This is a genomic window from Bradyrhizobium sp. F1.13.3 (genome assembly GCF_040548265.1).
In the GTDB taxonomy this organism is placed as follows: Bacteria; Pseudomonadota; Alphaproteobacteria; order Rhizobiales; family Xanthobacteraceae; genus Bradyrhizobium.
The window spans coordinates 1-26,726 of the sequence record NZ_JBEPRI010000005.1; the positions used below are offsets into that span (position 1 = coordinate 1).

Below are 26,726 nucleotides of genomic sequence, written 5' to 3' on the forward strand. Positions count from 1 at the left end.
TAACCTCCCGCGACTTCGTGCCTTGGCGCTTTTTGGACGCCGGTCAGGCAAGCGTGCTGCGCGTCTCTCGTTGCCGGCGTCCAAAAACCTGCACAAATGCAGACCTCGCCGGGTTACTTAACCTAAGGCGACCTGTTGCCTTTTGCGGAAATAGAACCAAGCCGCCTTCACAGCAGCGCTTGCCATGAATAACGATCCGCCAAGAATCACTGTCCAGAAATTTATCGCATACCCGAGCAGGACATCGAGACTTTCATTTGGCTTAGCGGCCTCAATATCGACCGCCTCTCCCATGACCCAAACCGCCGCGCCAATGAGCACGACCGCGAGCAAAACCACACGGAACAGCCATCTAAAATTCGGGACCATCATCGCGACCAATGGCGATAACAGCCCGGCGCACAGTACAGCTTTTGCAATTGTGTTTGGAGAGGGCACAACATTCCTCGCAAAGAGAACCCAAAACAGCCGGTTCAGGCCACAATCGAGCGTCACCGTAGCTGCCCCAGAGCATCCAACGATAACCGAACGTGTCAACGACAGACCTCAGTCAAACGCTAAATTTTGATCAAATGGTGAGGTCAGCTACGGGCCACAAGCGGCCGATCACGGCCAAGCAGCGCGGCGTCCGCTGTAAACTCCAAAGCGGACGCTCATGAGGACGCGTCCCTACGCAGTCCGCAACACCGGCGTCGGCGGCTGCGACGGCCGGATCAGCGCGAACGCCACCTGCACGATGCCGCCGGCCAGCCCCAGCGCGACGCCGATGCGCCAGGCCATCGTATATGAGCCGAGCGCGTCGTAGAGCACCCCTCCCCCATACGCTCCGAGGAAGCTGCCGATCTGGTGGCTCATGAAAGCGAGGCCCTGGATCATCGCCTGCCAGCGCAGGCCGAACATCTCGGCGACCGCGCCCGCGACCAGCGGGCCGACACCCATCCACAGGAAGCCCATGATCGCGCCGAACAGCAAGGTCGAGGCAGGCGTCGCCGGCAGCATGAAGTACCAGGCCAGCGCGAGTGAGCGGAAGATGTAGATTCCGCCGAGCAGCGCGAGCTTGTTCCAGCGCTGGCCGGCCCAGCCGAAAAACAGCGAGCCGAGCACGTTGAAGCCGCCGATCATGCCGAGCGTCTGCGCGCTCAGCATCGGATCGAGGCCGCAGATCGCGAGATAGGACGGCAGATGCGTGGTGAGGAACACGAGCTGCATGCCGCAGACCAGATAGGCGCAGGTCATCACCACGAATGACGCGTTGCCGAACGCGGTCTTCGCCGCGATCATGGCCGTGGCATCGACGATCTCGTCAGTCGCGGGCTTCGGCAGCGGGACCGCGTCGACGCGCCCGGCATACCAGGCCGCCGGGATCATCAGCACCGACATCACCACGAAGCCGGCGAGCCCGACGCGCCAGCCGAATCCCTCGTTGAGCATCTGCCCGATCGGCGCCGATAGCAGCGCACCGAGCGAGCCCGCGCCCGAGACGATGCCGAGCACGGTGGAACGCACCGTTGCGGGCACTGCGCGCGCCGCCACCGACATCGCGATCGCCGCCGCGGTGCAGGCCAGCGACGTCCCGATCAGCACGCCGGCGCCGATCATGATGGCGACGAGGCCGTTCGCGGTTGCCATCAGCACCAGGCCCGCGATGTACATGAACGAGCCTGCGATCATGATGGGACGGAAGCCGTAGCGCGTGGTCATCGCGCCGGCGAGCGGCTGAAGAAAGCCCCAGGCGAGGTTTTGCACGGCGAGCGCCAGTGTGAAGTCGGAGATTGACAAATGGATGTCGTGGGTCAGCGGCTGCATGAAGATGCCGAGGCTCTGCCGCAGCCCCATGCTCAGCGTCAGCATGATCGAGGCGCCGATCAGGATAGGCAATGTCGGGCGCAGGACCTGCAACAGGGGCATTTTCTTCTCCCTCATCGGCGCGGCGGGGGCGCCGTCGTCTGCAATATCGGTTGATTTTGGTTACACAGACCTGTGTACTTAGGCTATGGATAGCGTGCGCTGTCAAGCGAACAGGACATTCACCGCCGCATGGCTCCCCCGCCCGCCCCACAGACGATGAAAGAGCGGATCCTCGAGACCGCCGACAGGCTGTTCTATCTGCAGGGCATTCGCGCCATCGGCGTCGACACCATCGCGGCCGAGATCGGCATCTCCAAGCGCACGCTCTACAACCACTTCCCCTCCAAGGACGCGCTGATCGCGGCCTATCTGGAGCGCCGCTTCGTGCAGCCCCGCCCCTCCGACAAGCCTCCGGCCGAGCAGATCCTCGCAACATTCGATTCGCTGGAGCGCCGCTTCGCCGCAAAAGACTTTCGCGGCTGTCCGTTCGTGAATGCGGTCGCCGAGCTTGGCCCGGCCGACCGCGCCGTGAAGAAGATCGCAATCGCCTTCAAGGAAAGCCGCCGCATCTGGTTTCGCGACCGCCTCAACGAGCTCGGCGTTGCGAACGCGGAGGCGCTCGCAACGCAGCTCGTGCTGCTGGTCGACGGCTCGATCGCGCAGGACCTCGTCCGCGACGACCCCGCAATGGCCCGCGCCGCCAAGGAAGCGGCGACGGTGTTATTGCGGAATGCGGGGGTGGATGTGGGCAATGAGGCTGCGGTGAAGCCAGGGGAGCGGGCGGCCCGGCATCCCTGACGCAGCCGAAGGACCAGAACCCGATCCGCTCGCCGCAAAAAGGCCGGAGGCGAGCACGCACCGCAATGTCTGTTGAAGGAAGTGAACTGAAAGGAACCATCGCCATTTCGGCGTAGTTGACCTTCTTTACATGGAGAAGGTCATGAATCGAAAAACGCTTCTTCTTACAGCCGCGCTGTCCTTCGCTGTTGCCGCCCCCGTCCTCGCACAAGGCGGCGGAGGAGGAGGTGGTGGTGCCGGCGGCGGCGCGGGTGGCGCGGCCGCGAGCGGCGGCGCGTCCGGATCATCCGCGAGCTCAGGCGCAGGTACTGGCACGTCTGGCGCCGCTAGTGGAGGCCCCTCGGCGCCATCCGGCATGGGCACAAACGGAACCTCAACCGGCGCTCACACCAACAACTCTCCAACCAACCCGAACGTTCAGCCCCCGACGCCGAACGGCAATACCGCGAGCACACCGGCCGCACCGGGCAGCTCGGGCACGAGCGGCACCGCGTCCGGGTCGACACAGACGGGCACGCAAAACGGGAGCGACAGGTCCGGCATCACGGCGACCAACGGTGCCAACAGCGACAACAGGGGCCAGATGAGCCCCGCCGAGCAAGCAAGGACGGGCATCAAGACGCTTCCGCAAGATCAAACTCCTGGAGCCGTCAGTGCGCCGGGCGTTGGCGTCGGTCATGCGGCGAACGGCTTGCCGATCGGTACGCCAGGTTCGGGGACCAGCAACGTCGATCAGAAGTAATCCGGACTTTGTCCATCTCCACAGGGCCCGCTACGGCGGGCCTTTTCTGTGACGTGCTGAAGGGAGTGGAAGGCCAAGGGCTGCGAGGGGGAGACATGGGGTAAACTTGGCATCAGGCGGCCCTGCCGATACACTGGTTTCTTTTTGGGGCGTGCCCATGATTAGATTTTCGTCGTTGCTACCAATTTCATTTCTGATCATCGGCACCCAGGCCTGGGCCGACGAGATGAATATCCAATTCACGTTTGGACCTCCGCGGCCCTGCACCACCGTCTTTCCAAATCCCGAAATCAAGATGAAAAGTGTTCCGCCCGGCACGCGCACGATCGTCGTCAAGTTTCGCAGAGAGAAGAACTACGAGATGGGGGGCCAGGAGATCCCATTTCCTTCAGATAACATCGTGAAGCCGGAGAGCTTACGAACCTGGGGCCCCTGCAATTCCGGCCTGTACACTTACGAAATCATCGCAAAGTCCAGCACCGGCGCGGCCCTGGCCAAGGCAGAATGGTCGGAGCCGTATCCTGCCTGACTTGAAGGGTGGACGCCCGCTTGTCCCGCCGTGGCGTGCTGGATTCCTCGCCTGCGCGGGGAATGACGGCGGAGTTTTTGGGATGTTCGGGATGCTACCAGCATGCTCCTGTTTTGCCCGACGAGTCAAACGGCCTGCCGCCTGCTTCAGCCGTTTTGCCACCCGCGTAAGCTATTGACTTAGCTGGCGTCTGCTACTGTGCATGGGGTTGTTTTCGCGTTTTTTTGCGCCGGCCTGTGCGAGCGGCCTCACGCCGCGTGCGACACCACGCGATTGCGGCCGTCGTGCTTGGCACGATAGAGCGCGGTGTCGGCGCGCTTGAGGACGTCGCCAACCGCCTCGCCCTTCTGCTCCAGCGTGGTCAGGCCGATCGAGATCGTGACCTCGATGCGCTTGGTGCCCTTGTGGATCGCAAAGGGCTCGCCGGCGATCGAGCGGCGCAGGCGCTCGGCCACCATGCCGGCGACGTGGAGATCGGTCTCCGGCATCACGATCACGAATTCCTCGCCGCCGTAGCGGCAGGCCAGGTCGATGCCGCGGATCGACTTGCGCACCCGCACGGCGAATTCTCGCAGCACGTCGTCGCCGGCGTCGTGGCCGTAATTGTCGTTGATCGATTTGAAGTAGTCGATGTCCAGGATCATCAGCGCCAGCGGCTTGCCGCGGGTCGCGGCCTGCTCGGCCAGCGTCGCCAGATGGCTCTCCATGTAGCGGCGATTGTGCAGCCCGGTGAGCGCATCCGTGATCGCCATCTCGATCGAGTTCTGCACGTTGTCGCGCAAATGGTCGGTGTAGCGGCGGCGGCGGATCTGGGTGCGGGCACGCGCCAGCAGCTCGATCTTGTCGATGGGACGCAGCAGATAGTCGTTGACCCCGATTTCGAGCCCACGCAGCAGCCGCGTCGCGTTCTCGGGGTCGGCGATCGCCAGGATCGGCACATGCCGCGTGCGCTCCAGCGAGCGCGCCTGGCTGCACAGCCGCAGGCCGTCGAAATTGTTGAGGTCGAGCGAGACGATCAGCAGGTCGTAGTTGCCCTCGGCGGCGTGGAACAGCGCCTCCGTCGGGTTCGGCTCGACGTCGATGGTGTGCTCGGCGGCGAGGATCGTCGCCAGCCGCTCATAGGAAGACTGGCGGTCGTCGACCAGCAGGATGCGGCCGCCCTTGCCGGTGTCCGAGATTGCACTGCGCTCGGGCGCCTGCATACCGATCTCGAGCGAGGTGATGGCGCGCATGCGCAGCTCGTCGGTCATCATCTTCAGCCGGGTCAGCGAGCGCACGCGCGCGATCAGCACGACATCGGAGACGGGTTTTGTCAGGAAATCGTCGGCACCGGCCTCCAGCCCGCGGTTGCGGTCGGACGGGCTGTCGAGCGCGGTGACCATCACGACCGGAATGTGATGGGTGGCCGGATCGGTCTTGAGGCGGCGGCAGACCTCGAAACCGTCCATGTCCGGCATCATGACGTCGAGCAGGATGATGTCGCATTCGGCGCGGGCGCAGATCGCCAGCGCCTCGGTGCCGTTTGCGGCGGTCATCACGTCGAAGTATTCGGCGGATAGGCGGGCTTCGAGCAGCTTGACGTTGGCTGGGACGTCGTCGACGACGAGGATACGCGCGGACACTGTGAACTCACTTCCTATCCGATGAAACGTCGGACCGTCTCAATGAATTTGCCGACCGAGATCGGCTTGGACAAATAGGCTTCGCAGCCGCCCTCGCGGATGCGCTCTTCGTCGCCCTTCATCGCGAACGCCGTGACGGCGACGACGGGAATACTGCGCAGCTCCGGATCGTCCTTGATCCAGCGCGTCACCTCCAGGCCCGAGACCTGCGGCAATTGGATATCCATCAGCACGAGGTCGGGCCGCATCTTGCGAACGAGGTCGAGCGCCTCGTAGCCGTTGCTGGTACCGGTGGTCTGGTAGCCGTGCGCCTCCAACAGGTCGCGGAAGAGCTTCATGTTGAGCTCGTTGTCTTCCACGATCAGGACGGTCTTAGCCATCCCGCCCTCCTGATTGGTCCGCAGACCGATGCATGTGACGCCTCAGGCGCCGGTCGCCGGCGCTTCGAAAACTGGATTCAAACTAGCCTCGAATTCGCTTGAGTTTCGTTAAACCCGAGGGCCGACTTTCTGCGATGTGGTTTCCAGTTGCTTGTCGGGGGTCGCAAGACTCAGGAACGAGACTCGGGCATGGTGGCCCCAAAGTAGACACCGAAAGTTAACGGAAAGGCAAACCGGCCACGTGAAAAAGCCTGTTCACAACCCCCGCGAAGTCGCTGAAATCGTTGCGCTTCAGGCGCTGTCTTTCGTCGCGGCCGAACCCGAGCGGCTGGGCCTGTTCCTGGCCGAGACAGGGGTCGGCCCCGAGATGCTGCGCAATGCCGCCTCGGACCCCAATTTCCTCCTCAGCGTGCTCGATTTCGTGATGCGCGATGACGCCACGGTGAAGGCCTTTGCCTCGTCCGCGGAACTGCATCCGACCAACGTTGCCGCAGCGCGGCAGGTTCTCGGCGACGCGCTCGGCGACCCCAATTGGGAGCGCGACGTGCCGTGACCTCCCTGCAGACGGCCGGGCCCCGCTGCTTCTGCCGGGATTGTTCGGCCGATCTGGATATGGGCGTGCGGCGCTGTTCCGCCTGCGGTTCCCCCCGCCTCGCCCGCCACCGCGCGCTCGCAAGCCTGACCATCGCCCATATCGACTGCGACGCCTTCTACGCGACCGTCGAGAAACGCGACAATCCCGACATCGCCGACAAGCCCGTCATCATCGGCGGGGGCAAGCGCGGCGTGGTGTCGGCTGCCTGCTATATCGCGCGCACCTACGGCGTGCGCTCGGCCATGCCGATGTACAAGGCGCTGGAAGCCTGCCCGCATGCCGCTGTGATCCCGCCGGACATGGCGAAATATGTCCGGGTCGGGCGCGAGGTGCGCCAGGCCATGCAGGCGCTGACGCCGTTGGTCGAGCCGCTCTCGATCGACGAGGCGTTCCTCGATCTCTCCGGCACCGAGCGGGTGCACGGCATGATCCCGGCCAAGGTGCTGGCGCGGTTCGCACGCAACATCGAGCACGACATCGGCATCAGCGTCTCGGTCGGCCTCTCCTGCAACAAGTTCCTGGCGAAGATCGCCTCCGACCTCGACAAGCCGCGCGGGTTTGCCGCGCTCGACCAGGAGGAAGCGCGCGCGATGCTGGCTTCGAGGCCGGTCGGTTTCATTTTCGGCGTCGGCCCCGCGACGCAGGAGCGTCTGGTGCAACGCGGCTTCCGCATCATCGCCGACCTGCAGAAGGCCGACGAGATCGAGATGATGCGGCAGTTCCCGAGCGACGGCCGCAGGCTGTGGCGGCTGGCGCGCGGCATCGACGACCGCCGCGTCGAGCCCGATCGGGGCGCCAAAACGATTTCGAGCGAGACGACGTTCGAGACCGACATCCGGGATTTTGCGACGCTGGAGAAGATCCTGTGGCGGCTGTGCGAAAAGACGTCGTCTCGCCTCAAGAGCAGCGAGCTCGCCGGCCTGACCGTCACGCTGAAGCTGAAGACCGCGGATTTCCGCCAGCGCACGCGCTCGCAGTCGATCACGGCCCCGACGCAGCTTGCCGCGAAGATCTTCTCGATCTGCCGCGAGATGCTGGCGAAAGAGATCGACGGCACCGCCTTCCGCCTGATGGGCGCCGGCGTCAGCGCCCTGCGCGAGGGCTCGGTTGCCGACGACACCGACATGCTCGACCGCCGCGCCGCCCATGCCGAGCGCGCGGTGGACAGCCTGCGCAAGAAGTTCGGCAGCGCCGCAGTGATCCGCGGCATCGCGTATGAGGGGCCAGAAAAGGCGCAGGAGTGATGAAAGGCGAATGCGATCTCGACGCGCTGCTGAGAGACATGAAGCCGGATCGGCGGCCGGGCATTTTCGTGTTCTGCGCCATCCCGACAAACCAGCCGATCCCCGCGGCGCTCAGCCCTTTGCTGACGTTCCGCGAGCAGGAAGGAACGACGCTCGTGATCCCACGCGAACAGGCCGAAGCGGCGGGACTACGGTACGCATTCGCATCGTGCCTGATCACCCTGACGGTTCACTCCGCACTCGATGCGGTGGGCTTCCTGGCGGCGATCACGGCGCGTCTCGCCACAGCCGGCATCAGCGTGAACGCCGTTTCGGCGTTCCACCACGATCATCTGTTTGTGCCGGCTGACAGGGCGGACGACGCGATGGCTGTCCTGCAAGAGATGTCCAAGAAGACTTACTCGTAACCCGGATTACGCTTCGCTCCATCCGGGCTACGGGAAAGACCTCAATCCGCGACCGCGACCGCCTCGATCTCGATCATCCATTCCGGCGCGGCGAGCGCCGAGACGCCGACGAGCGTCGAGGCCGGCGGCTCCATGCCTTCGAAGAAGGCCGAGCGTGCCTTGCCGATGATCGGGCGCAGCTCCGGCTTGTAGTTCACGACGAAGGTCGTGATCTTCACGATATTAGCGTAGCTCGCGCCGGCTGCTTTCAGCGCGTGCCCGAGATTCTGCATCACCTGCGTGGTCTGCGCGGCGATGTCGCCCTCGCCGACGATCCGCCCCTCCTCGTCCACCGACACCTGGCCGGAGATGTAGATCGTCCGCGCACCGGTGGCGGTGACGACATGCGAATAGGCGGGATTGTGATGCAGGCCGCTGGGGCGGAGATGATCGAGCTTGGGCATGATGAGCCTCCCGGTTGTTTGTGTTTGGGAGGGAGCGTAGCCAGAGACCGCGTTGCAGACCAGCCCTCAATTGCAGGGCTTGCTGTCCTTCGCGTCGAACTTGCCCATCGCGCCCGAAATCACAAAATCGTTGTAATCGAGCACAAGCTGGCGCGAGACACCGTTCTCGTAGAGCTCGAACGCCATCGCGTAGACCGGCGTCTGCTCGCCTTCCTTCCGCTGGGCCTCGCGGTCGAAATAGCTGACGGTGACGGGCCAGCGCTTGAGCGCCTTCATGTGCTCGTCGGATGTCGACGGATCGGGCGGGCCGGCGCGCTCAGCGGGGATCGGCTGGCCGATCACGGTCAGCGTGTTGTAGACCTTCTGGCCATCGTCGGAGCCGTCATAGACGGAGAGCTCGAGCAGCGACTTGCCGTCCTTGGCAGCGGCAATGATGCGCTGGATCTGTTCGGTCGGGAATACGATCTTGCCGTCGAGCGTAAAGCTCTTCGGCGCCGGCAGCTTCAGCTTGACGTTGATGTGGTCGCCGTCGCGCTCCGCCGAGCCGTCGACCCGGCCGGCATCCGCCTCGTTCATCCGCGTCTCGATCTTGAAGCGGTAGCTTTTGCCGCCGGCGTCCTCCCAGGAATTGGAGCGGAGGTCGCTGAGCGTGACCTTGCCCTCGCCGCTGTCGAGCTCGGAGACCTGGCGGAATTCGGAGGTGTAGCCCTCGCACGAACTTCCGGTGAAATTGTAGAGGATGCGGCCGCGCGCGCTGTTGATCGAATTGGAGCGCGATTTCACCAGGCTCAAATCATAGAGCGCCTGATGCGCGAGGAACGGACCGTTCGCGGCCAGCGCCCCGCCTCCGGGGCCGAGAGCGGCCGCCGCGAGCGCCGTCACACCGAGCGAAGTCCGGAAAAGGTGCAGCATGTCTGGTCCCTTGGGGAAAGCGCAGATTCGACATTTTAATGACCGTTCCATTGCGTCGCAACTGAGGCCGTTTCACGTAAAGTTGCGGCCCCTGGGTTGAACCTTCTGCCCCGCCTCAACAAATTGCCACCCCCGAGGGTTGCTTGCATGTGGCGGCACGATGGGCGAAACAGGGCTCGCCCGCGCTGCAACAGATGCGCCCGGGCGGATGGATTTTGGACAACGAGGGTCGGACATGGCGGGCACGGTCGAGCAGAAGCTGGCGGAACAGGGCATCAAGCTACACGAGGCCCCCACCCCGGTAGCCAATTACGTGCCGTTTGTGCGCACCGGTAATCTGCTGTTCGTCTCGGGCCAGGTTTGCTTCGATCCCGCCGGGAAGCTGATCGCCAAGGGCAAGCTCGGCGCCGGCGTGACCATCGAAGACGGCGCCGCAGCCGCCCGCGGCTGCGCCGTCAACCTGCTGGCCCAGGTCAAGGCGGCGCTCGGCGACCTCGACAAGGTCGTGCGCGTGGTGCGCCTCGGCGGCTTCATCAACTCGGCGCCGGACTTCCTGGACGGGCCGAAGGTCCTCAACGGCGCCTCCGACCTGATGGTCGCTGCCTTCGGTGACAAGGGCCGCCATGCCCGCACCACCGTCGGCGTCGCCTCCCTGCCCGCGGATGCGGCGGTCGAGGTCGAAGGCGTGTTCGAGGTCGCCTGAGGCGAATGCGCGCTCCTGATTGGCTGACAGCCCGCCCGGTCGCCCATCGCGGCCTGCACGACATTGCCCGCGGCATCGTCGAGAACATGCCGGGCGCGGTACAGGCCGCGATTGCGGGCAATTTCTCGATCGAGGTCGACATCCAGCTCTCCGCCGACGGCGAGGCCATGGTGCATCACGATCATGCGCTCGGCCGCCTCACCGAAACCACCGGGCCGCTGGTCGACAAGACCGCCGCCGAGCTGAAGGCGCTCACCTTCAAGGACACGGCCGAGCGGATGATGTCGCTCAGCGATCTCTGCGGCCTGGTCGCCGGCCGCGTGCCGCTGGTGATCGAGGTCAAGAGCCATTTTGACGGCGACCGCAAGCTGGTGAAGCGGATGGCCGAGGTGCTGGCATCCTATGACGGCCCCGCCGTCGGCATGTCCTTCGACCCGGACCAGGTACTGGCGCTGCGCGAGCTGTTGCCCTCCCGCCCCCGCGGCATCGTCGCGCAGCGGAGCTATGAGGACGAATACTGGGCTTACCTGACCCAGCAGCAGCGCGACAGCATGCTGTACCTGCGCCACGGCTTCCAGACCCAGCCGGATTTCGTCGCCTTCAGGGTCGACGACCTGCCCGCCCCCGCCCCCTGGATCGCCCGCAATGTGTTCGGCTGCGCTCTGCTCGGCTGGACCGTGCGTACGACCGAGCAACGGACGCGGGTCACACAATATGCGGATCAGATGATCTTCGAGGGCTTCGTGCCGTAGGCTTGATGTTCCCCACTCTTGAAGTCGCTGCTGCAATGCACGATCTTGGGCATGATGGCACCATCCGAAATCACCCTTGAGGCCGTACCTTCCATTGGCGAAGTATCGCCGGACGACTGGGACGCCTGCGCCAATCCCGGCAAGTCCTGTAACGGGCATGGCAAGGGAACCTCATCCGGGCTTCCAGGCGATTCCCTCGGCCTCTCAAAGCCTGCCTATAACCCTTTCGTCTCCCACGCGTTTTTATCCGCCGTTGAGAAATCGGGTTCGGCAACGATCCGCACCGGCTGGGGGCCGCGGCACCTCGTGGCCAAGATCGACGGCCGCGTCGCCGGCGTCGTGCCCTGCTATCTGAAATCGCACTCGCAAGGCGAATACGTCTTCGACCGCGGCTGGGCGGACGCCTACGAGCGCGCCGGCGGGCGTTACTATCCGAAGCTGCAGGTTTCAGTTCCCTTCACGCCGGCGACGGGACCGCGGCTGCTGGTTCGCGACGGCGTCGACGGCGAGCGCATCACGGAGGCGCTGGCGAGCGGGCTGGTGGCGCTGTGCGGCGTCAGCAAGGCTTCCTCGGTGCACGTCACTTTCGCGCGCGAGGCGGAGTGGAAGCTGCTCGCCGAGCACGGCTTCCTCCAGCGCACCGACCAGCAGTTCCATTGGCACAACGAGGGCTTTGCGAGTTTCGACGATTTCCTGGCGACGCTGAACTCCCGCCACCGCAAATCGATCAAGCGCGAGCGGCGCGATGCGCTGGCTGCCGGGATCACCATCCACTGCCTCACGGGCAAGGACATCACCGAAGACGCATGGGATGCGTTTTTCATGTTCTACATGGAGACCGGCTCGCGCAAATGGGGCCGGCCATATCTGACGCGGGAATTCTTTTCGCTGATCGGCGAGACCATGAGCCAGGACGTGCTGCTGGTCATGGCACGCCGCAACGATCGCTGGATCGCGGGCGCGATCAACTTCATCGGTTCGGACACGCTGTTCGGCCGCAACTGGGGTGCGGTCGAGCATCATCCCTTCCTGCATTTCGAGGTCTGCTATTATCAGGCGATCGACTTCGCCATCAAACGCGGCCTGGGGAATGTCGAGGCCGGCGCGCAGGGCGAGCACAAGATCGCACGCGGCTACCTGCCGCGGACCACCCACTCCGCTCATTTCATCGCCGATCCGGGCTTGCGCCGCGCCATCGACGATTACCTCAAGCGCGAGCGCGCCTATGTTGCGGAAGCCGGATGGGAGCTGGCCGAGCTCGGCCCGTTCCGCAAAGGCGCCGACGAGGCGCCTTGACGGTTCGTTGCGGCTGGTGACAGTAAGCGCAAAATTCCAGGGAGCCGCCGCCATGACAGCCTACGACCCCAACAACATCTTCGCGAAGATCCTGCGCGGCGAGTTCTCCTGCCACAAGGTTTACGAGGATGAGCACGTGCTCGCGTTCCTCGACATCATGCCGCGGGTACCGGGCCACACGCTGGTGATTCCAAAAGCTCCTGCCCGCAACATCCTCGACATCAAGCCTGATGACTACGCCCATGTCGCCCGCGGCGCGCACAAGATCGCTGCCGCAGCGATGACGGCGTTCAGGGCCAACGGCATCACCGTGCAGCAGTTCAACGAGGCGGCCGGCGGACAGGTGGTGTTTCATCTCCACATGCACGTGATGCCGCGCCACGACGGCGTGGCGATGCTTCCGCCCGCCAGCCGCAAGGAAGACGTCAAGGTGCTGGAAGAGAACGCGACCAAGCTGATCGCAGCGTTGAAGGCGGGCTGACGCTCTCCACCCGTCATTGCGAGCGCAGCGAAGCAATCCAGACTGCCTCCGCGGCTACAGTCTGGATTGCTTCGTCGCAAGAGCTCCTCGCAATGACGGTGGGGCGGAGCGCGCCTCTCATTCCGTCTGGAAATCCCCCGGCTGCGGCGCGGCAAGCGGCGTGAACTCGCAACGATCCGGCTTGATGTCGATCAGCGGCGTGTTGTCGAGGCAATCGAGCCCGCGCACCAGAATCGCGTTGCCCTCAATGCCGACCAGCTTCACGATCGAGGTGCCGATCGGATTGGGGCGCACCGGCGAGCGCAGAGAAAACGTGCCGCGGGTCTTCTCGTTGTTCTTCGGGCTTTGCAAGATGATGTCACGGCGCGACTTGTCGAGCCAGTAGAGCACTTCGAGATTGCTGTAGAAATCGACACCCTTGATCGCCGGCACGAACGGCTCGAAGATCTCGAGGCGGCATATCGGGCCGTCTGTCCGGCCCTGGCGCGGGGTCTCCATCCGCGAGCTCCAGGGCGTGCGGATGCGGCCGATGAAGACGAGGCCGGCATCCTGCGTCGGCGGCAGCTCGATAGAGACTTCACCCTCGCGGAGCTCGTTTTCGCGAACCATATTTCCAATTCCCTGCTGTTCGCCGGCGGTTTTAGCCCAACCACCACTTGCCGGCCAGCATGAAGACTTCACCCGCGACCACGCCCGCGAAGATCGAGCGGCGGGTCAATAGGAAGACGACGAGGCCGGCGCCGACCGCACCGTAGCGTAAGGCATCCGGCACACTCGCAAGCGCCCCGGGCGGCTCCGCCACGATCTGGGCGATGACGCCGGCCAGGATCGCGGTGGCGACCGCCCGCACCCAGACCAGAAGCTCGGAGCCCTCGTCGATGCCGCCCCCGAACCACAGGCCCAGCATGCGCCATATCTGGTTGGGAACAACGCCGGCGACGAACAGCACCGCCAGCGCGTGCCAGTCGCCAATGAGTTGCGCAAAGCTCATGCGCGCACCTCCCGCCACCAATGCACGCCATAGGCGATCGTGCCAGCCACGAGGCCGCTGACGAGAATGTCGAGGCCGGAGTTCATCTTCGCGGCCAGTGGATAGAGCAGGATCCCGAGCGTCAGCGCGACGACGTCGGCGACCTCACGGCTGTTGCGTGCGGTCGAGAACAGGAACGACAACGGCGTCAGCAAAAGGATCGCCGCGCCAAGCGTCTGGGTCAGGTTGGCGGCGAGGAAATAGCCGACCGTGTTGGCGGTGAGACACACCGAGACAAGACCGAAGCCAAGTCCGTTGACGAAGGCGATCCGGCGTTCACGCGGCACCTGCGGCAGGAAGCGATGGCATTCGACCCACAGTGTCACCGCGGTGAGATGCGCCGCAAAAAACAGCTCGCGCCGTTTCGTCGTGGGCGTGCGCATCAGCGGCAGCACCGAAACCACCATCGGAAACAGCCGGATCGCACTGACGGTGACCGCGATCGCGGACTGGACGATTGTTGCACCGGAGCCAAGCGTGGTGATCAGGATGATCTGCGCCGGACCTGCCCAGACGAACAGCGTCGAGCAGAGCGCCCATAGCAGGCTGAAATGGGTATCGTGCGCGAGCGCGCCAATGCCGAGATAGGTCGCGAACAGGACCAGAGTGAGGATCGTCTGCGTGATCGAGCGCAGCCCCCACGCAAAGGCGCGCCACGGACTTTGCCATTGAGGTGAATCGAGCGGAGGAAGCGCCACGGGAGTCTTGGCCGGGAGGAATCGTGCCCCATAACGGGCAATACAGCGGTTCGCGTCAAGAAAGCGTGCGGCGGGGCTGGCATGCACCGTCAACGTTGCCTAGCGCCAGGCGATGCCCGGAGAGATCACATCGAACAAGCCGGTCCACACCATGATCGCACACGGGCCCAATGAGCCTGCCAAGGATAGCCGTTCAAAAGCATGAATGGACGCCCGCCTGGTCACGATGAAATATGCGAGAGCGATGGCGATCAATGGCAGCTTGAAAGTGTACAACAGCGTAAGCGGCACCGACTGGACAATCAGTTTGGCGACGGGCAGATCAAAAAACTTGATGTCGACAACGCTGGAGCCGATCCAGGCAACGAGAGTGACCGCCAACAGCGCCAAAACGGCGGTCATTCTTATCTGGTACCGGTGGCAGATGAGCCAGAACGCCAACGAGCTCCAGCCGAGGCAGATGACGACCTTGCTCACCCCGACGGTTCCGCTGATCGGATGCCCTTCCAGCTTCGCAGCCCACAATAGAGCGTTGGAGAAGTCTGCATTCAAGGCAAGCCAGAGCACTAGGCTCGCCACACAAGCGCACGCCAGAGCAATTCTTTGGACCGTTCCGGCGGAATCTGCGGGTGTTGCGTCGCCGATCACCTGCATCAGGTTCCGAAGCTCCACTCTCCGCGGTCTGTTCGCGCGTCGATTGTCCTTTCACACGGTTGCATCCAACGCGCAAGATCAAGCAATGCTTGACCTCGCTCCTCACCACGGAGCAGCTCCAGCTCTCTCCTACCCGCTCACACCGCGGTTCTTCAGCACGAAGCACGCCCCGCCAGCCTTGCGGATGCGACCGCAGAGTTCATCCGCCTCGCTCCGCGTATCGGCGCCGATGCGCACCTGGTAGAAGGCGCGCGTGCCGCGGCTGCGCATCACTGAGCTGAGCAGGCTCGGATCACGTGCGCCGATCACGGCGCTCAGCCGCGTGACCGCACGGGAATACATCGCCAGCGCCCGGTTGCGGTCAAAGCCCGCGGCGAGCTGCACGCCCCAGATCTTAGCGGCCGCGAGCTCCACATGCTGCTCGAGCTCGGCGACGAAGGCATTCGGCGCGCGCTTCAAAAGCGCCATCAGATCGCGGCAGCTCGTCGGTGGCGCACTCGGCGGCCCCTTGCCGGTCGCGCCCGCCTTGGCCCAGGCATCGACGCTCGTGCCAGTGATGGCAAGAACGTAATTGCGGGTCTGCTCCGGCATGCCGCCGGTGCCGGCGAGCCATTCCTGCACCCGGCGCGGCCCGGCATTGTAGGCGGCGGCGGCCAGGCCGAGATTGCCGAACTGGTTGCGCAGCTCGTTCAGGAATTCCGCCGATTTCGGCAGCGCCTGCACCGGATTGAAGGGATTGAGCAGCCCGCGCTCGCTCGCGGTGCCCGGCATGAACTGCGCGATCCCCTGCGCCCGCTCACCGCTGCGCGTCACCGGCCCGACCGCATCGGTCTGGAAGCGGCTCTCCTGCCAGATCACGCGGGCGAAGAACTCCAGCGGCAGATTGGCATCGCGCGCCGCGGCCTCGATAATCAGGCAGATCGACTCCCGCGTGTCGCTCTCGCGCGCATCCGCGGGCTTCGCCGGCGGCATCGCGAGCTCTTCGACGCTGGGGACGGCGACATCGGTCTTGGCGGGCGAACTGTCCCACGCCGCCGCCCGTGTCACCGAGACAAGCAACGCGGGGATGATGCACATCGCAATCTGCACCCATCCTGTGCAGGCATGGCGGTGGCGCGCCTCGGCGCGGCATGCGACAGTGCGTTCAACAATGTTGTGGCATTGTGCCATGGTTTGACGAGTCGCCAATATATGCTGCCTGACCTGTTTCTCCCAATGCGTTACCCCGCCAAACGGATCCGCGCGATCCTTGTCCTCGCCGCACTCATCCTGAACGTCGCGCCAGCGGCCGCGCAGGTGACGTCTCAAGTCGCGTCTCAAGTCACATCCCAGGTCACCTGGCGGATGACCACGGAATACCCCGAGAATAACATCTCCGGGATTGGACTCACGACCTTCGCCAGCCGCGTCTCCGAGCGTACCCACGGTTTCGTGACCGTGATGAACGCCTTCGACAACCAGCTCAAGATCAACTCGGGCGAGATGCCGCGCGCGACGCTGGACGGCCGGATCGCGGGCGGCGATGCCTTCGCGGGCGCGCTCTCGGGCCTCGACCCTGTGTTCGGATTGTCTACCCTGCCCTTTCTGGTGCAATCGGTCGATCTCGCCCGCGCTACCAATCTGCGGGCGCGCCCGCTCTATGAGAAGGCGCTCGCGGCGCGCGGCCTCAAGCTGCTCTATGTGACGATCTGGCCGGCCACGGGCCTCTGGTCGGAACGGTGGCTCGATGGTGCCGACGATTTGCCGAAACTGAATTTGCGAACCTACGATGCCAATTCCACCGAGGTCATGCGCGCGGCCGGCGCGAACGCGCAATTCCTGCCGATGGACGCGGCGCTCGCCGGACTGAAGGAGCACCGGCTGAATGCCTTCCTCACCTCCGGCGACGGCGGCGCGGGGCGCAAATTGTGGGACTTCCTGCCGCATTTCACGGCCATCAACTACGCGATGCCAATCTCGATCGCCTTCGTCCGCAGCGATGCCTTTGCCGAACTGTCCGAGCCGATGCAGCGCGAGGTGCTGGCCGCGGCGGCCGAGACAGAACAGAGCCAGCTCGCACTACTGACCCACCGCACCATCGAGAACTATGCGCGCATGCGCGACAATGGCGTCCATATCGCCGAGCCGGCGCCTGCGTTCCTTGTCACGGAGCTGCGGAAGGCAGCAAAGGACGCGATCGCCGCCTGGGAAACCCGGGCAGGCGCGGAGGCGACCGCCATCGTCGAATGGGCGAGACAGCAATGAGGGAGCGCTAGCGGCATCAGCAATGAACGCTCCGCCGGTGTCGCTGCCTACTGCCTTAGTTTTTGACCGGAACCGGGACTTCGCCCCGGATGGCACGGTCGAGGGAATCGATCAGCGCCTGGATCTCGATGAACTTGTTACGCGCTCGCTCGGCGGTGTCGCGCACAAAGGGGGCGGCCAGCACCTTCGCATGCGCGTCCCTGTCCTCGATCATGCGATCACGGGCCTTCTTCAGAGTTTCAAGTCGCTCGCTCATCCGGCCTCTCCTGAAAATTGTCTCGATCTCTCGTCCGGGTTCGCCGATCAACGAGAACGCGGCGAACGAGCAACCCTCAACAGCCGCGGCAGATGTTCTTCAGCTTCGCTGCCGTTCTGGCCTCTTCCGCCACGAACGGGTCCTTGTAGGCAGCACGGGACCCATCGCCCTCCGCAGCAGCGGGCTTTTTTTCCTTCGGAGGAAACGCAGCATCGTAGCAGGCGAGACGTCCGCTCGTGCTTTCGATCGCCCGGCAGTCCGGTCCTGCCGCGACAGCGCCTTGCAACAATGTGCCAAGTATCAATGTGCCAAGTATCAATGCGAGAAGAAGCGCTCTCCGGCGGATCCAGTCGACCAGACGAACTCGAGTCATGCACGCTCCTGCTCAGTCGGCGGGAGCGCTGGTGACCCTCAGTCACCGGTCGATGCCAATGGAAGGCGGTGATGGCGCCACTCTACGCTTCCCTCCCGCGAATAGCGAGCTTTAAGGGATAGGCCATATCAGGAGGGCCGGATTTCGGCGTGACAATGGTTGCGCGTTTGCCTTGGTCCGCGGCCTCGTTTAGGTCTGGCAATAGGCGGCGGTATCAACACAGGCGCGGCAATATGGTGACACTCTATTTCGATCTCGACGGCACGCTGACCGACCCCAAGCCAGGGATCACGCGCTCGATCCAGTACGCTCTGGAGCGGCTCGACGTCGCGGTGCCGAGCGAGGACGAACTGACCTGGTGCATCGGGCCGCCGCTGCATGCCAGCCTGCAAAAGCTCACGGGCAGCGCGGAACTCGCCGACCGGGCGCTGCTGCTCTATCGCGAACGCTTCAGCGATGTCGGCTTGTTCGAGAACGAGGCCTATGCTGGCATCATGGATACGCTGACAACGCTTGCCGCGACAACACCGCGCATGTTCGTGGCGACCAGCAAGCCCGCGGTCTACGCCACCCGTATCGTCGAGCATTTTGGCCTAAAACCGTATTTCGAGCGCGTATTCGGCTCCGAGCTCGACGGCACGCGCGTCGACAAGCGCGACCTGCTGCGCTACGCGCTCGACGAAACCAAGGTCGATCCCGCCAGCGCGATCATGATCGGCGACCGCAGCCATGACGTGGTCGGCGCCCGCACCAACGGCATGACCGCGATCGGCGTGCTCTATGGCTACGGCAGCGAGGCCGAACTGCGGGACGCCGGCGCGCATCACATCTGCGCGGCGCATCCCGAGCTGCTCGGCCACTGCGTCATTTAGTCGATCAAGCGTGGGCTGTCTCCACCGCCGCCAGCATGCCGGTCTTGGCGTGACAATTCAGATATTCGAAGAGCTGCTCGTCGGCAGTTGCCACGGTGACCTCGTGATAGAGCCGCAGTTTTGCCGAGGGGCCGAGCGTCGACAGGTACTTCATCGCGGCGCCGAATATCCTGACGTGGGTCGGATGCGATTCCGCCCACCGCTCCAGCGCAGCCAGGCTCTTCCACCAGCTTTGACCGTAGGATTTTTCACTCGCGTCCCCGTCGGCTGCAAGCACGCGCATGTAACGGTTGGCGTAGCAGCCGATGCCGAGGCCGTCATCGCGCAGGAAGTCCATGCCCTCGCGCAACACCGGTTCGACCTCGTCCAGATAGAGCTTTCGCTCCGACGACTCGGTATCGCTCCAATCCTGGCCTGATCGGATCAGGCAGAGATTGTCGTGCGCCTTCACGCGCAGCCGCGCGCCGTCGCGGATCAATTCGGGATTGCCGCCGGGCGACATCGGATCGGTCTGCGACAGCGGGATGCGGTCGCGCATGCCGCCCCAATAGGCGTGCTCCTGCACCTCGCCGCTCATGCCGCCGGCGATTGCGGCGACGCCCTCGGGCCGGTCGAGCGAGGAAAACAGCGTCTCGTGCCGGGCCACCGTGGGGCGCAGCACCTCGATGAACGTGCCGATACCCTCGGGCGCCTTTCCGGTCCAGGCCTCGCGCGCCGGTGCAAACCATTTGTCGAACCGCGCAATGTCGTCCCAATAGGCCACCGAGACGACGTTCTCATAGCCAGCCTGATCAACATATTGCGCGCGGTCCCAATGTGAAGGACCGCCTTCAGCGGCAAACCGCACCGCGATGTCAGAGAGCGCGTCCGTCGCAGCCGCCGGCGCCGTGCCGCGATACTGCAGGCCGAAATAGGCCATCACGACGCGGTTCACGGCAGGCTTATAGCGCGCCACGAAGGACGGGTATGGCGGCTGATAATCGTCCGGCACGCGCTTGTGGCGCGTGCGGGGGCTCTCGAGATGCAGAGGAATTGCGGATTCCATGAGCGTGCCTCCCTCGATTGCGGCGATCAGCTCGCCGCCGCGGCAATGTCCGTGGGCTCGACGGTGTCGACCGGCAACGCAAACTGCTCGACGCGCTGATATCGCTTCTTGTTGAGCAGGAGCCGGGTCACGTCGGGGCGCGAATAGTGCCCGGCCGGATCAGCGGCGTTCTTGGCGACACCGATGGCGCCAAGATCGATCTCGGCGATCAAGAGGCCTTCCTGGTCCGGCGCGAGCTTGTCGCCAATCTGGCTGCCATCGGGACCGTAGATCGCAGCGAAGCCACCGCCGGCATGCAGCAGCGCGTGCTTGTCCGGCCGGTCACACAGCTCGTCGATCATCGCTTGCGAGACCGTTGCGCAAGGCGCGAGCACGAAGCAGGAGCCCTCCACCGCATAAACGCGCGAGGCGGCGTTGTTCACCTCGGCGCCGAGCGCCGGCGCGAAGGGATCGTAGAGCGAAAAGCTCGGCCAGGCCGCGACATGGACCTGCTCGTTCTGGGCGTACATGGCGTATTTCGACAGCGGCTGGAGATGCTCCCAGCAGCACAGTGCGCCGATGCGGCCGATGTCGGACCGCGCGTGCACGGCGAGATCGCTGCCGTCGCCCTCGCCATAGACCGTGCGCTCGGCATGGGTCGGCCGCAGCTTGCGGCGCTTTGCGATGGTCTCGCCATCGGGCCCGATCAGCCATTGCGCCAGATAAAGACTGCCGCCCTCGCGCTCGGAGAGGCCCAACACGGCGGTGAGCCCTGCCTTGCGCACGGCATCGCGCAGCCGCTCGGCCTGCGGACTGTCATAGGACAGCGAATTGTCGAAATAGCGCTGCACGAAGCCGCGGCCGATGGCCCAGGCGGGCGAATCCATCCAGATGTGCCAGGGGTAACCGGGGATGAAGGCTTCCGGAAAGGCGATCAGCTTGGCGCCCTTCTCGGCGGCGTCCCTGATCAGGGCGATCGACTTCTCGATCGAGGCGTCGAGATCGAGCCAGGCGGGCGCCGCCTGCACCACGGCGACCTTGTATTTCGGATGTTCGATGCCCATTGCCACCTCTTGCCGGTTGATCGAAAGCCAGGTCCGATGCAGTCTATTTGACCCAGTCGGGCGACGGGCGCTCGACCGCGGCGGAACAAAAACTCGACCGGACGGGATCGCCGGCCCGGTACGGGATTTGCCTCCGGTCAGACGAGACCTGCGCCAACACGCGATGTTGCGGGATGTGAAAGGGAGGCTCTGCAGATGCCAATCCAGTTCACCACGGACGACAGCCCAGGCCATCGCCGCCTTGCGCTCTGGCAGGATATCGTCTGCGACGTCTTCGTCGGGCTCGACTGCAAGTCCGATCTCGGCAGCGCCTTTCGTGGCTCGGTCACCCGGGCACCACTGGGCAAGGCGGAATGCTCCGAGGTCTGCTCCGACCGTCAGCACGTGTTGCGCACGCCCTCGCGCATCGCGCGCTCGGATCAGGATTTCATCCTGATCGCGCTCGGCAATCGCGGCACCGGCGGCGTGGTGCAGGACGGCCGCGAGGCCGTGGTGCATCCGGGAGAGTTTGCGCTCTATGACACCACGCGGCCGTACGAGCTTAAATTCGACGGCACCTTCACGCAGACCATCTTCAAGGTGCCGCGCGAGATGCTGCAGCGCCGGCTCGGCGCGACCGAAAACCTGACTGCCAGCTCTTTCGGACCAGACTCGCCGCTGCAGAGGATCGCCTACGATTTCATCTACCGGCTCTGCCAGAGCGCAGATCAGATCGATCCGCACCACGCCGCCGCTCTGTCGGAACAGGCCGTCGATGTCCTGGCGATGGCACTGGGCGAGCGGCTAGGCAAGACGCCGCTGCCGTCCTCGACCCATCGCTCCGCCCTGCTCTACCGGCTGAAGGCGCATATCCGGGCTCATCTTGCCGATCCCGACCTCTCGCTGTCCGAGACCGCCGCGGCGCTCGGCATCTCCTCCCGCTATGTCAACGATCTCCTCGCCGACGCCGACACCTCGTTCCAGCGCTACGTCCTCGGTGAGCGCCTCACTCAATGTCGGCGCGACCTCGCCTCCCCCGTACTCGCCCACCGCCACATCAGCGAAATCGCCTTTGCCTGGGGCTTCAACGACGTCTCGCATTTCGGCCGCGTCTTCCGCGAGCATTTCGGGATGTCACCGCGCGACTTCCGGCAGAGCCAGTCGCGGCATTGACGCAAGGTTTGCCGAGAGCATCGCCTACGGCACAAGCGCATCGCTGGGGGATGCGACGCGGGCCTTCATCGCTTCGCTCATGGGAAGCTGGAGGTTCTGCCCTTTCGGCGGAATCGGCGACTCGAACCACTTCGCGTAGAGCCTCCCGAATTCACCGGACACCATCTTCTCCTTGATCGCGGCATCGACGACGGCCTTGAACTCGGGATCTTCCCTGCGGGTCACTAGCCCATAGTAAGAAGGCGCATAGGTGGCCGCCAACATCCGGAAAGCCCTGGGATCGGAGGCGTTCGCGACGAGACCGGCAACCAGGATATCGTCCTCGAACCACGCGGTGGCGCGACCCGTTCCCAGCATGAGGAGCGACTCGGCGTGGTCCTTGGCCTGCACGATCGTCACATTCAGCTTCTGGTCATCGAGGAGCTTCTTGGCGACCCCGAAATTCAGCGAACCCTGCGTGATGACGACCGTCTGCCCGTCAAGTCCTTTCGGCTCCATCAGCTGCGACGAGGCCGACACCAGCCAGCGCGGCGATGCCACATAGGTCGCAACGGAGAACGCCACCTGCTTTTGCCGTTCGGCCGTATTGGTCGTGCTGCCGCACTCGACGTCGATGGTACTGTTCTGGAGCAGCGGGATGCGATTGGACGCATTCACCGGAACGTATTCGATCTCCAGCTCGAGCCGCTGCAACATGACCTTGACCTTGTCGGCCACTGCGGCACAGAGGTCGAGGGAGAGCCCGGTCGGTTTCTGATCTGCTCCGAGAAAGGCGAACGGAATCGACGCCTCGCGGTAGCCGAAGCTGATCTTGCCGACCTCCCTGATCTTTTCCAAAGTCGGACTCGCCGCTTGTGCGGCCCCCACCTCGAGCAGCGCGAGTGATGCGGCGGCAATCGCGAGCTTCGGCGCGTGTACGCGGATCATGTCAGCCTCCAACCAGTTGCTAAGCAGTTGGATTTCGCGACAGCTCGTCGAGACTTTCTCTCAAAGCCCGATCAAGTATCTCAACGGCCCGGTCGATCTCCTCGGTCGAGACGGTCAGCGGCGGCGCGATACGCCACACCGATCCGCGCTCGGGGCGGCGGCGGATGTTCATGCTCAGCCCGTACTCGAAGCACTTCTTCGTGGTGAGGCCGCCAAGCTGGTGGGCTGGGCGTCGGCTGTTGCGATCACTGACCAGCTCGACGCCAAGCAGAAGGCCCATGCCCCTGATGTCGCCGATCTGCTCGTATTTCTGCTGGAGCCCTTCGAACCGGCCTCGCAGGTAGGCACCCATCTCGTTGGCGCGTGCGACAAGTTTCTCCTCAGTGATCACGCGCAGCACCGCGAGCCCGACCTCGGCAAGCAAGGGATCGGAGACGTGGCTGGTGTAATAAGTAAAGTGATCCTCGTGGAGGTTGCTCTCGATCGCCTCGGTGGTCGATACCGCCGCAAGCGGAAGCCCACCGCCGAGCGTCTTCGACATGGTCATGATATCCGGAACGACCCCGAAATATTCGGATCCCGTCTTCTTGCCGATACGCCCGAAAGCAGTCTGGGCCTCGTCGAAGATCAGCAGCATGCCGCGTTCATCAGCCGCCTTTCGCAGGGCCTCCATGAACGCCTTCGGCGGCACCAGCACGCCGCCGGCGCTGATCACGGGCTCCGCGATGATCGCAGCACCCCTCCCGCTCGACTGCATGTCGAACATCTTCAGGGCGAGTTCGAGATTGGCGAGCGCAGACTCGTCTTCGCTGCCCTTCGCGATGTAGGGCCGGAAGGCGTTCGGCTCCGGGATGACGAACACGCCGGGCGGCGGCACGCCATATCCCTTGCGGTCGCTTGCCATCGAGACCGATGCGGCACCGCCGGTGATGCCGTGCCACGAGCCGCCGAGAACGAGCACCTCGTAGCCGCCGGTGTACATCTTGGCCATGCGTAGCGCGACTTCCGTTGCCTCCGAACCGGTATTGATGAAGATCGAGCGTTTGAGATCGCCGGGCAGCCAATCCCTCGCCAGCACCTGGGCGAGTTCGGCGACCACTTCGGGGATCATCCCGCTGAAGAGATGGAAGGCCTTCTTCCCTGCACTCTCCACCGCCGCGACGATAGCCGGGTGGTTGTGGCCGATGGTGGCGCACATCTGGCCCGAGGTGAAATCGAGATAATCGCGCCCATCGCTGTCGGTCACAATCGTCCCCTTCGCCAAGGTGAAGAGGTTCGGAAACACGTCTCCGCCATAGCGGACGAGGAATTCGTCGGCGGCCTGTTTCAGCGCTGAAGTCATGGGTTCTCCTCGGGCAAGCGGCATCCGCCGCACAGCCGTGCGGTGTGGCGATGCACTCGCCGTTGTCGGGTCGGTCTTTTGGGGCACGAAGCTGTTGCTTCAGGGCGTTTGCGGTACAAGAATTGCCTGAGCAACGGATGAATTCGTACCGGGCAGACATGATGGGCGCCAGTTCAAAAAACTCAGCAGCCGATGAGGCGGAGTCAACACCGCGGTCGCGAATGCCGCCGCTCAAGGCGCTATCGGCATTCGAAGCCGCTTCGCGCCACGGCAGCTTCAGCCGCGCCGCAGAGGAGCTCGGGGTTACGCCCTCCGCGATCAGCCACCACATCCAGAAGTTGGAGGATTTCCTCGGCGTTCGTGTTTTTTCGCGGCACGCCGGCCGCGCGGTGCTCACCAATGCCGGCCGCGTCTATGCCGCCGAGATCGAGCGCGCATTCGGAATGATCATGGGCGCGACGCGGCTGGTCGCGCCGCAGTCGCAGCGCAATCATCTGTTCATCGCGAGCGGCCCGAGCTTTGCCGCCAAATGGCTTCAGCCGCGGATCGGGAATTTCATCGGCGAGCATCCGGAGATCGGGATCAGGCTGTCAACTATCGCCGACTTGCGCGAGCTCGATACCATTCGCTTCGATCTCGCCATCGCCTATGGACGCCCGCCCGTCCTCAACGACCGGCAGATCGAGCCGCTCCTGGCTGAGCGTCTGCGTCCGCTGTGTAGCCCGCTTCTGATCGAGCAACTCGGACTTCACGAGCCCGGCGATCTTGCCCGCGCCACGTTGATTCATTCGTCGAACGCGCTGACCTGGACCGACTATCTGAGAAAGGTCGTCGGCACGACGATCAAGGCACGCCACGAATTATGGTTCGATCGATCCACCATGGCCATCGACGCCGCTGTCGAAGGTCTCGGCGTCGTCCTGGAGAGCGAGATCCTCGCCGCCGACGAGCTGGAAAAGGGCACCCTAGTCGCGCCGTTCCGTCAGCCCCAATTCGAGGTCGAGACCGTGTCTTATTATCTCGTGCGGTCCGCCGAGGCCAAAGGCCGCGGCCATGTCGACGCGTTCGAAGCCTGGCTGCGCGCGAAGATCACGGCTGCGAATTTGAAGGGGACAATCGTGGCGTAACGCGTGCGGCCCCAGCAGAGCCGCTATGTGAGCACGCAATAGGACACGGCGCGTGCTTGCTCTACCATCCGGCACAGGGGCCGCGGGGATCGATCAGCGGCCAGCCGAGGAGCATATTGATGGAATACCGACGCTTGGGCCGCTCGGGCCTGATGGTGCCCGCCTTGAGCCTTGGGACCGGTACCTTCGGCGGCGTTGGCCGCCTCGCTGCGTGGGGCACGACTGACGCGACCGAAGCGCGGCGCCTTCTGGATATCTGCCTGGATGCCGGCGTGTCGATGTTCGACACCGCGAACGTCTATTCGCTCGGCGAGTCCGAGCGCGTGCTCGGCGAAGCCATCAAGGGCCGTCGCGACAAGGTTTTGATCTCGACCAAGGCGACGTTCCGCTTCGGCGACGGCCCCAACGACATCGGGTCGTCGCGGCAGCATCTGCTCTCGGCCATCGATGCTTCGCTGAGCCGACTCGGCACTGATTACGTCGACCTGTTCCAGCTCCACGGCTTCGACGCCTTCACCCCGCCTGAAGAGGTGCTCGCGACTCTCGACGTGCTCGTGCGCGCCGGCAAGATCCGCTACGTCGGCGTGTCGAACTTTTCGGGTTGGCACCTGATGAAATCGCTCGGCGTTGCCGACAAGCATGGCTTCCCGCGCTACGTCGCCAACCAGACCTATTACTCACTGATCGGACGCGACTACGAATGGGAGCTGATGCCGCTCGGCCTCGACCAGGGCCTCGGCGCAGTGGTCTGGTCGCCGCTCGGATGGGGACGCCTCACCGGAAAGATCCGCCGCGGCCAGCCAAAGCCTGACGTAAGCCGCTTGCCCAAGACGGCCGAGTTCGGCCCGCCCGTGCCGGACGAGCACGTCTATCGCGTCGTCGATGCGATCGACGAGGTCGCCAAGGAAACCGGCAAGAGCGTCTCGCAGATCGCGCTGAACTGGCTGCTGCAGCGTCCGACCGTCTCGACGCTGATCATCGGCGCGCGCAACGAGACGCAGCTGCGCGAAAATCTCGGCGCAGTCGGCTGGTCATTGACCCAGGACCAGATCGCAAAGCTCGATGCGGCGAGCAAGGTGACGCTGCCCTATCCTTACTGGCACCAGCGCACGGCCTTTAGTGACCGCAATCCGCCGCCGGTTTAGCGACCGGGCGCGCGGCGCAGGGCCGGCTTGAGCTGCATCAAGCCGGTCCGCGCCGACGGTGGCATC

31 protein-coding genes are annotated in these 26,726 nt (G+C 64.3%); 14 read left to right on the forward strand and 17 right to left on the reverse strand.

Going from position 1 to position 26,726, the window contains the following annotated elements:
* Positions 1 to 117 precede the first annotated feature (117 nt).
* Both ABIB66_RS15045 and ABIB66_RS15050 read right to left on the reverse strand, forming a co-directional pair.
* Positions 118 to 495 carry a hypothetical protein gene (locus ABIB66_RS15045; RefSeq protein ID WP_354254979.1) on the reverse strand — a complete coding sequence of 126 codons (378 nt, stop codon included), beginning with the start codon at positions 493 to 495 and terminating at the stop codon, positions 118 to 120.
* A gap of 174 nt (positions 496 to 669) precedes the next feature.
* Positions 670 to 1,908, reverse strand: a complete 1,239-nt coding sequence (locus ABIB66_RS15050; RefSeq protein ID WP_275167930.1) for an MFS transporter — start codon at positions 1,906 to 1,908, stop codon at positions 670 to 672.
* A 129-nt stretch (positions 1,909 to 2,037) separates the two neighbouring features.
* Here ABIB66_RS15050 and ABIB66_RS15055 point away from each other — a divergent pair, with 129 nt between their 5' ends.
* Positions 2,038 to 2,646 (forward strand): TetR/AcrR family transcriptional regulator, encoded by a 609-nt coding sequence (locus ABIB66_RS15055; RefSeq protein WP_354058853.1) that lies wholly within the window; start codon positions 2,038 to 2,040, stop codon positions 2,644 to 2,646.
* Between the two features lie 417 nt (positions 2,647 to 3,063).
* Here ABIB66_RS15055 and ABIB66_RS15060 read toward each other — a convergent pair whose 3' ends face one another.
* Positions 3,064 to 3,261 (reverse strand): hypothetical protein, encoded by a 198-nt coding sequence (locus ABIB66_RS15060; RefSeq protein ID WP_354209405.1) that lies wholly within the window; start codon positions 3,259 to 3,261, stop codon positions 3,064 to 3,066.
* A gap of 284 nt (positions 3,262 to 3,545) precedes the next feature.
* Here ABIB66_RS15060 and ABIB66_RS15065 point away from each other — a divergent pair, with 284 nt between their 5' ends.
* Positions 3,546 to 3,917: a hypothetical protein gene (locus ABIB66_RS15065; protein ID WP_354218050.1), complete on the forward strand. Its 372-nt coding sequence runs from the start codon at positions 3,546 to 3,548 to the stop codon at positions 3,915 to 3,917.
* A 248-nt stretch (positions 3,918 to 4,165) separates the two neighbouring features.
* Here ABIB66_RS15065 and ABIB66_RS15070 read toward each other — a convergent pair whose 3' ends face one another.
* Both ABIB66_RS15070 and ABIB66_RS15075 read right to left on the reverse strand, forming a co-directional pair.
* Complete coding sequence (locus ABIB66_RS15070) at positions 4,166 to 5,539, reverse strand: PleD family two-component system response regulator (RefSeq protein WP_018455158.1); 1,374 nt, start codon at positions 5,537 to 5,539, stop codon at positions 4,166 to 4,168.
* 14 nt (positions 5,540 to 5,553) lie between these two features.
* Complete coding sequence (locus ABIB66_RS15075) at positions 5,554 to 5,919, reverse strand: response regulator (protein ID WP_007603272.1); 366 nt, start codon at positions 5,917 to 5,919, stop codon at positions 5,554 to 5,556.
* 241 nt (positions 5,920 to 6,160) lie between these two features.
* Between ABIB66_RS15075 and ABIB66_RS15080 the strand changes: the two genes are divergently transcribed.
* From ABIB66_RS15080 to ABIB66_RS15090, 3 genes are read left to right on the forward strand one after another with little or no spacing between them, the layout of a single operon-like run.
* Positions 6,161 to 6,472: a DUF3572 domain-containing protein gene (locus tag ABIB66_RS15080; RefSeq protein WP_275167934.1), complete on the forward strand. Its 312-nt coding sequence runs from the start codon at positions 6,161 to 6,163 to the stop codon at positions 6,470 to 6,472.
* On the forward strand, positions 6,469 to 7,758 hold the full coding sequence (locus ABIB66_RS15085; RefSeq protein WP_354209403.1) for a DNA polymerase IV: 1,290 nt from the start codon (positions 6,469 to 6,471) through the stop codon (positions 7,756 to 7,758). The genes ABIB66_RS15080 and ABIB66_RS15085 overlap by 4 nt, the downstream gene beginning before the upstream one ends.
* Complete coding sequence (locus ABIB66_RS15090; RefSeq protein ID WP_354255076.1) at positions 7,758 to 8,165, forward strand: ACT domain-containing protein; 408 nt, start codon at positions 7,758 to 7,760, stop codon at positions 8,163 to 8,165. Before ABIB66_RS15085 ends, ABIB66_RS15090 begins: the two co-directional genes overlap by 1 nt.
* A 41-nt stretch (positions 8,166 to 8,206) precedes the next feature.
* Here ABIB66_RS15090 and ABIB66_RS15095 read toward each other — a convergent pair whose 3' ends face one another.
* On the reverse strand, positions 8,207 to 8,608 hold the full coding sequence (locus tag ABIB66_RS15095) for a RidA family protein (protein ID WP_085351382.1): 402 nt from the start codon (positions 8,606 to 8,608) through the stop codon (positions 8,207 to 8,209).
* 66 nt (positions 8,609 to 8,674) lie between these two features.
* Positions 8,675 to 9,520: a cell envelope integrity EipB family protein gene (locus ABIB66_RS15100; RefSeq protein WP_354209402.1), complete on the reverse strand. Its 846-nt coding sequence runs from the start codon at positions 9,518 to 9,520 to the stop codon at positions 8,675 to 8,677.
* A 235-nt stretch (positions 9,521 to 9,755) separates the two neighbouring features.
* Here ABIB66_RS15100 and ABIB66_RS15105 point away from each other — a divergent pair, with 235 nt between their 5' ends.
* From ABIB66_RS15105 to ABIB66_RS15120, 4 genes are read left to right on the forward strand one after another with little or no spacing between them, the layout of a single operon-like run.
* Positions 9,756 to 10,223, forward strand: a complete 468-nt coding sequence (locus ABIB66_RS15105; RefSeq protein ID WP_007611287.1) for a RidA family protein — start codon at positions 9,756 to 9,758, stop codon at positions 10,221 to 10,223.
* A gap of 5 nt (positions 10,224 to 10,228) precedes the next feature.
* Complete coding sequence (locus tag ABIB66_RS15110) at positions 10,229 to 10,975, forward strand: glycerophosphodiester phosphodiesterase (RefSeq protein WP_275167940.1); 747 nt, start codon at positions 10,229 to 10,231, stop codon at positions 10,973 to 10,975.
* 54 nt (positions 10,976 to 11,029) lie between these two features.
* The gene (locus tag ABIB66_RS15115; protein ID WP_354209410.1) at positions 11,030 to 12,271 is read left to right on the forward strand and encodes a GNAT family N-acetyltransferase; all 1,242 of its coding nucleotides are present in this window, start codon (positions 11,030 to 11,032) and stop codon (positions 12,269 to 12,271) included.
* A 52-nt stretch (positions 12,272 to 12,323) separates the two neighbouring features.
* Complete coding sequence (locus ABIB66_RS15120) at positions 12,324 to 12,752, forward strand: HIT domain-containing protein (protein WP_354209401.1); 429 nt, start codon at positions 12,324 to 12,326, stop codon at positions 12,750 to 12,752.
* A 117-nt stretch (positions 12,753 to 12,869) separates the two neighbouring features.
* Here ABIB66_RS15120 and tsaA read toward each other — a convergent pair whose 3' ends face one another.
* From tsaA to ABIB66_RS15145, 5 genes are all read right to left on the reverse strand, one after another.
* A complete protein-coding gene (tsaA, locus tag ABIB66_RS15125) occupies positions 12,870 to 13,361 on the reverse strand; it encodes a tRNA (N6-threonylcarbamoyladenosine(37)-N6)-methyltransferase TrmO (RefSeq protein ID WP_354058846.1) in 492 nt (163 codons plus the stop codon).
* Positions 13,362 to 13,392: 31 nt separating this feature from the next.
* Positions 13,393 to 13,743, reverse strand: a complete 351-nt coding sequence (locus ABIB66_RS15130) for an AzlD domain-containing protein (protein WP_354254980.1) — start codon at positions 13,741 to 13,743, stop codon at positions 13,393 to 13,395.
* Complete coding sequence (locus ABIB66_RS15135) at positions 13,740 to 14,480, reverse strand: AzlC family ABC transporter permease (RefSeq protein WP_275167943.1); 741 nt, start codon at positions 14,478 to 14,480, stop codon at positions 13,740 to 13,742. The genes ABIB66_RS15130 and ABIB66_RS15135 overlap by 4 nt, the downstream gene beginning before the upstream one ends.
* A 99-nt stretch (positions 14,481 to 14,579) precedes the next feature.
* Positions 14,580 to 15,134, reverse strand: a complete 555-nt coding sequence (locus ABIB66_RS15140) for a hypothetical protein (RefSeq protein WP_354058843.1) — start codon at positions 15,132 to 15,134, stop codon at positions 14,580 to 14,582.
* Between the two features lie 129 nt (positions 15,135 to 15,263).
* Positions 15,264 to 16,211 (reverse strand): transglycosylase SLT domain-containing protein, encoded by a 948-nt coding sequence (locus ABIB66_RS15145; RefSeq protein WP_354209399.1) that lies wholly within the window; start codon positions 16,209 to 16,211, stop codon positions 15,264 to 15,266.
* 114 nt (positions 16,212 to 16,325) lie between these two features.
* Here ABIB66_RS15145 and ABIB66_RS15150 point away from each other — a divergent pair, with 114 nt between their 5' ends.
* Positions 16,326 to 17,378: a TRAP transporter substrate-binding protein gene (locus tag ABIB66_RS15150; protein WP_354254981.1), complete on the forward strand. Its 1,053-nt coding sequence runs from the start codon at positions 16,326 to 16,328 to the stop codon at positions 17,376 to 17,378.
* A 55-nt stretch (positions 17,379 to 17,433) separates the two neighbouring features.
* Here ABIB66_RS15150 and ABIB66_RS15155 read toward each other — a convergent pair whose 3' ends face one another.
* Complete coding sequence (locus tag ABIB66_RS15155) at positions 17,434 to 17,634, reverse strand: hypothetical protein (RefSeq protein WP_354209397.1); 201 nt, start codon at positions 17,632 to 17,634, stop codon at positions 17,434 to 17,436.
* A 606-nt stretch (positions 17,635 to 18,240) separates the two neighbouring features.
* Between ABIB66_RS15155 and ABIB66_RS15160 the strand changes: the two genes are divergently transcribed.
* Positions 18,241 to 18,879: an HAD family hydrolase gene (locus ABIB66_RS15160; RefSeq protein WP_354254982.1), complete on the forward strand. Its 639-nt coding sequence runs from the start codon at positions 18,241 to 18,243 to the stop codon at positions 18,877 to 18,879.
* Positions 18,880 to 18,883: 4 nt separating this feature from the next.
* Here the strand turns inward: ABIB66_RS15160 and ABIB66_RS15165 are convergent, their stop codons facing one another.
* Together ABIB66_RS15165 and ABIB66_RS15170 are read right to left on the reverse strand one after the other, a co-directional pair.
* On the reverse strand, positions 18,884 to 19,924 hold the full coding sequence (locus ABIB66_RS15165; RefSeq protein WP_354209395.1) for a phenylacetaldoxime dehydratase family protein: 1,041 nt from the start codon (positions 19,922 to 19,924) through the stop codon (positions 18,884 to 18,886).
* Positions 19,925 to 19,950: 26 nt separating this feature from the next.
* On the reverse strand, positions 19,951 to 20,967 hold the full coding sequence (locus tag ABIB66_RS15170; RefSeq protein WP_354209394.1) for a carbon-nitrogen hydrolase family protein: 1,017 nt from the start codon (positions 20,965 to 20,967) through the stop codon (positions 19,951 to 19,953).
* Positions 20,968 to 21,162: 195 nt separating this feature from the next.
* On the opposite strand from ABIB66_RS15170, the gene ABIB66_RS15175 reads away from it, so the two are divergent.
* On the forward strand, positions 21,163 to 22,119 hold the full coding sequence (locus ABIB66_RS15175; protein WP_354209393.1) for an AraC-like ligand-binding domain-containing protein: 957 nt from the start codon (positions 21,163 to 21,165) through the stop codon (positions 22,117 to 22,119).
* Between the two features lie 24 nt (positions 22,120 to 22,143).
* On the opposite strand, the gene ABIB66_RS15180 is transcribed toward ABIB66_RS15175, so the two are convergent.
* Both ABIB66_RS15180 and ABIB66_RS15185 read right to left on the reverse strand, forming a co-directional pair.
* Complete coding sequence (locus tag ABIB66_RS15180) at positions 22,144 to 23,046, reverse strand: amino acid ABC transporter substrate-binding protein (protein ID WP_354209392.1); 903 nt, start codon at positions 23,044 to 23,046, stop codon at positions 22,144 to 22,146.
* 19 nt (positions 23,047 to 23,065) lie between these two features.
* Positions 23,066 to 24,388: an aspartate aminotransferase family protein gene (locus tag ABIB66_RS15185; RefSeq protein WP_354209391.1), complete on the reverse strand. Its 1,323-nt coding sequence runs from the start codon at positions 24,386 to 24,388 to the stop codon at positions 23,066 to 23,068.
* Positions 24,389 to 24,609: 221 nt separating this feature from the next.
* On the opposite strand from ABIB66_RS15185, the gene ABIB66_RS15190 reads away from it, so the two are divergent.
* Both ABIB66_RS15190 and ABIB66_RS15195 read left to right on the forward strand, forming a co-directional pair.
* On the forward strand, positions 24,610 to 25,515 hold the full coding sequence (locus tag ABIB66_RS15190; RefSeq protein ID WP_354209390.1) for a LysR substrate-binding domain-containing protein: 906 nt from the start codon (positions 24,610 to 24,612) through the stop codon (positions 25,513 to 25,515).
* A gap of 119 nt (positions 25,516 to 25,634) precedes the next feature.
* Entirely contained in the window at positions 25,635 to 26,660 is a 1,026-nt protein-coding gene (locus ABIB66_RS15195; RefSeq protein ID WP_354209388.1) for an aldo/keto reductase, read from the forward strand.
* Positions 26,661 to 26,726: the final 66 nt, after the last annotated feature.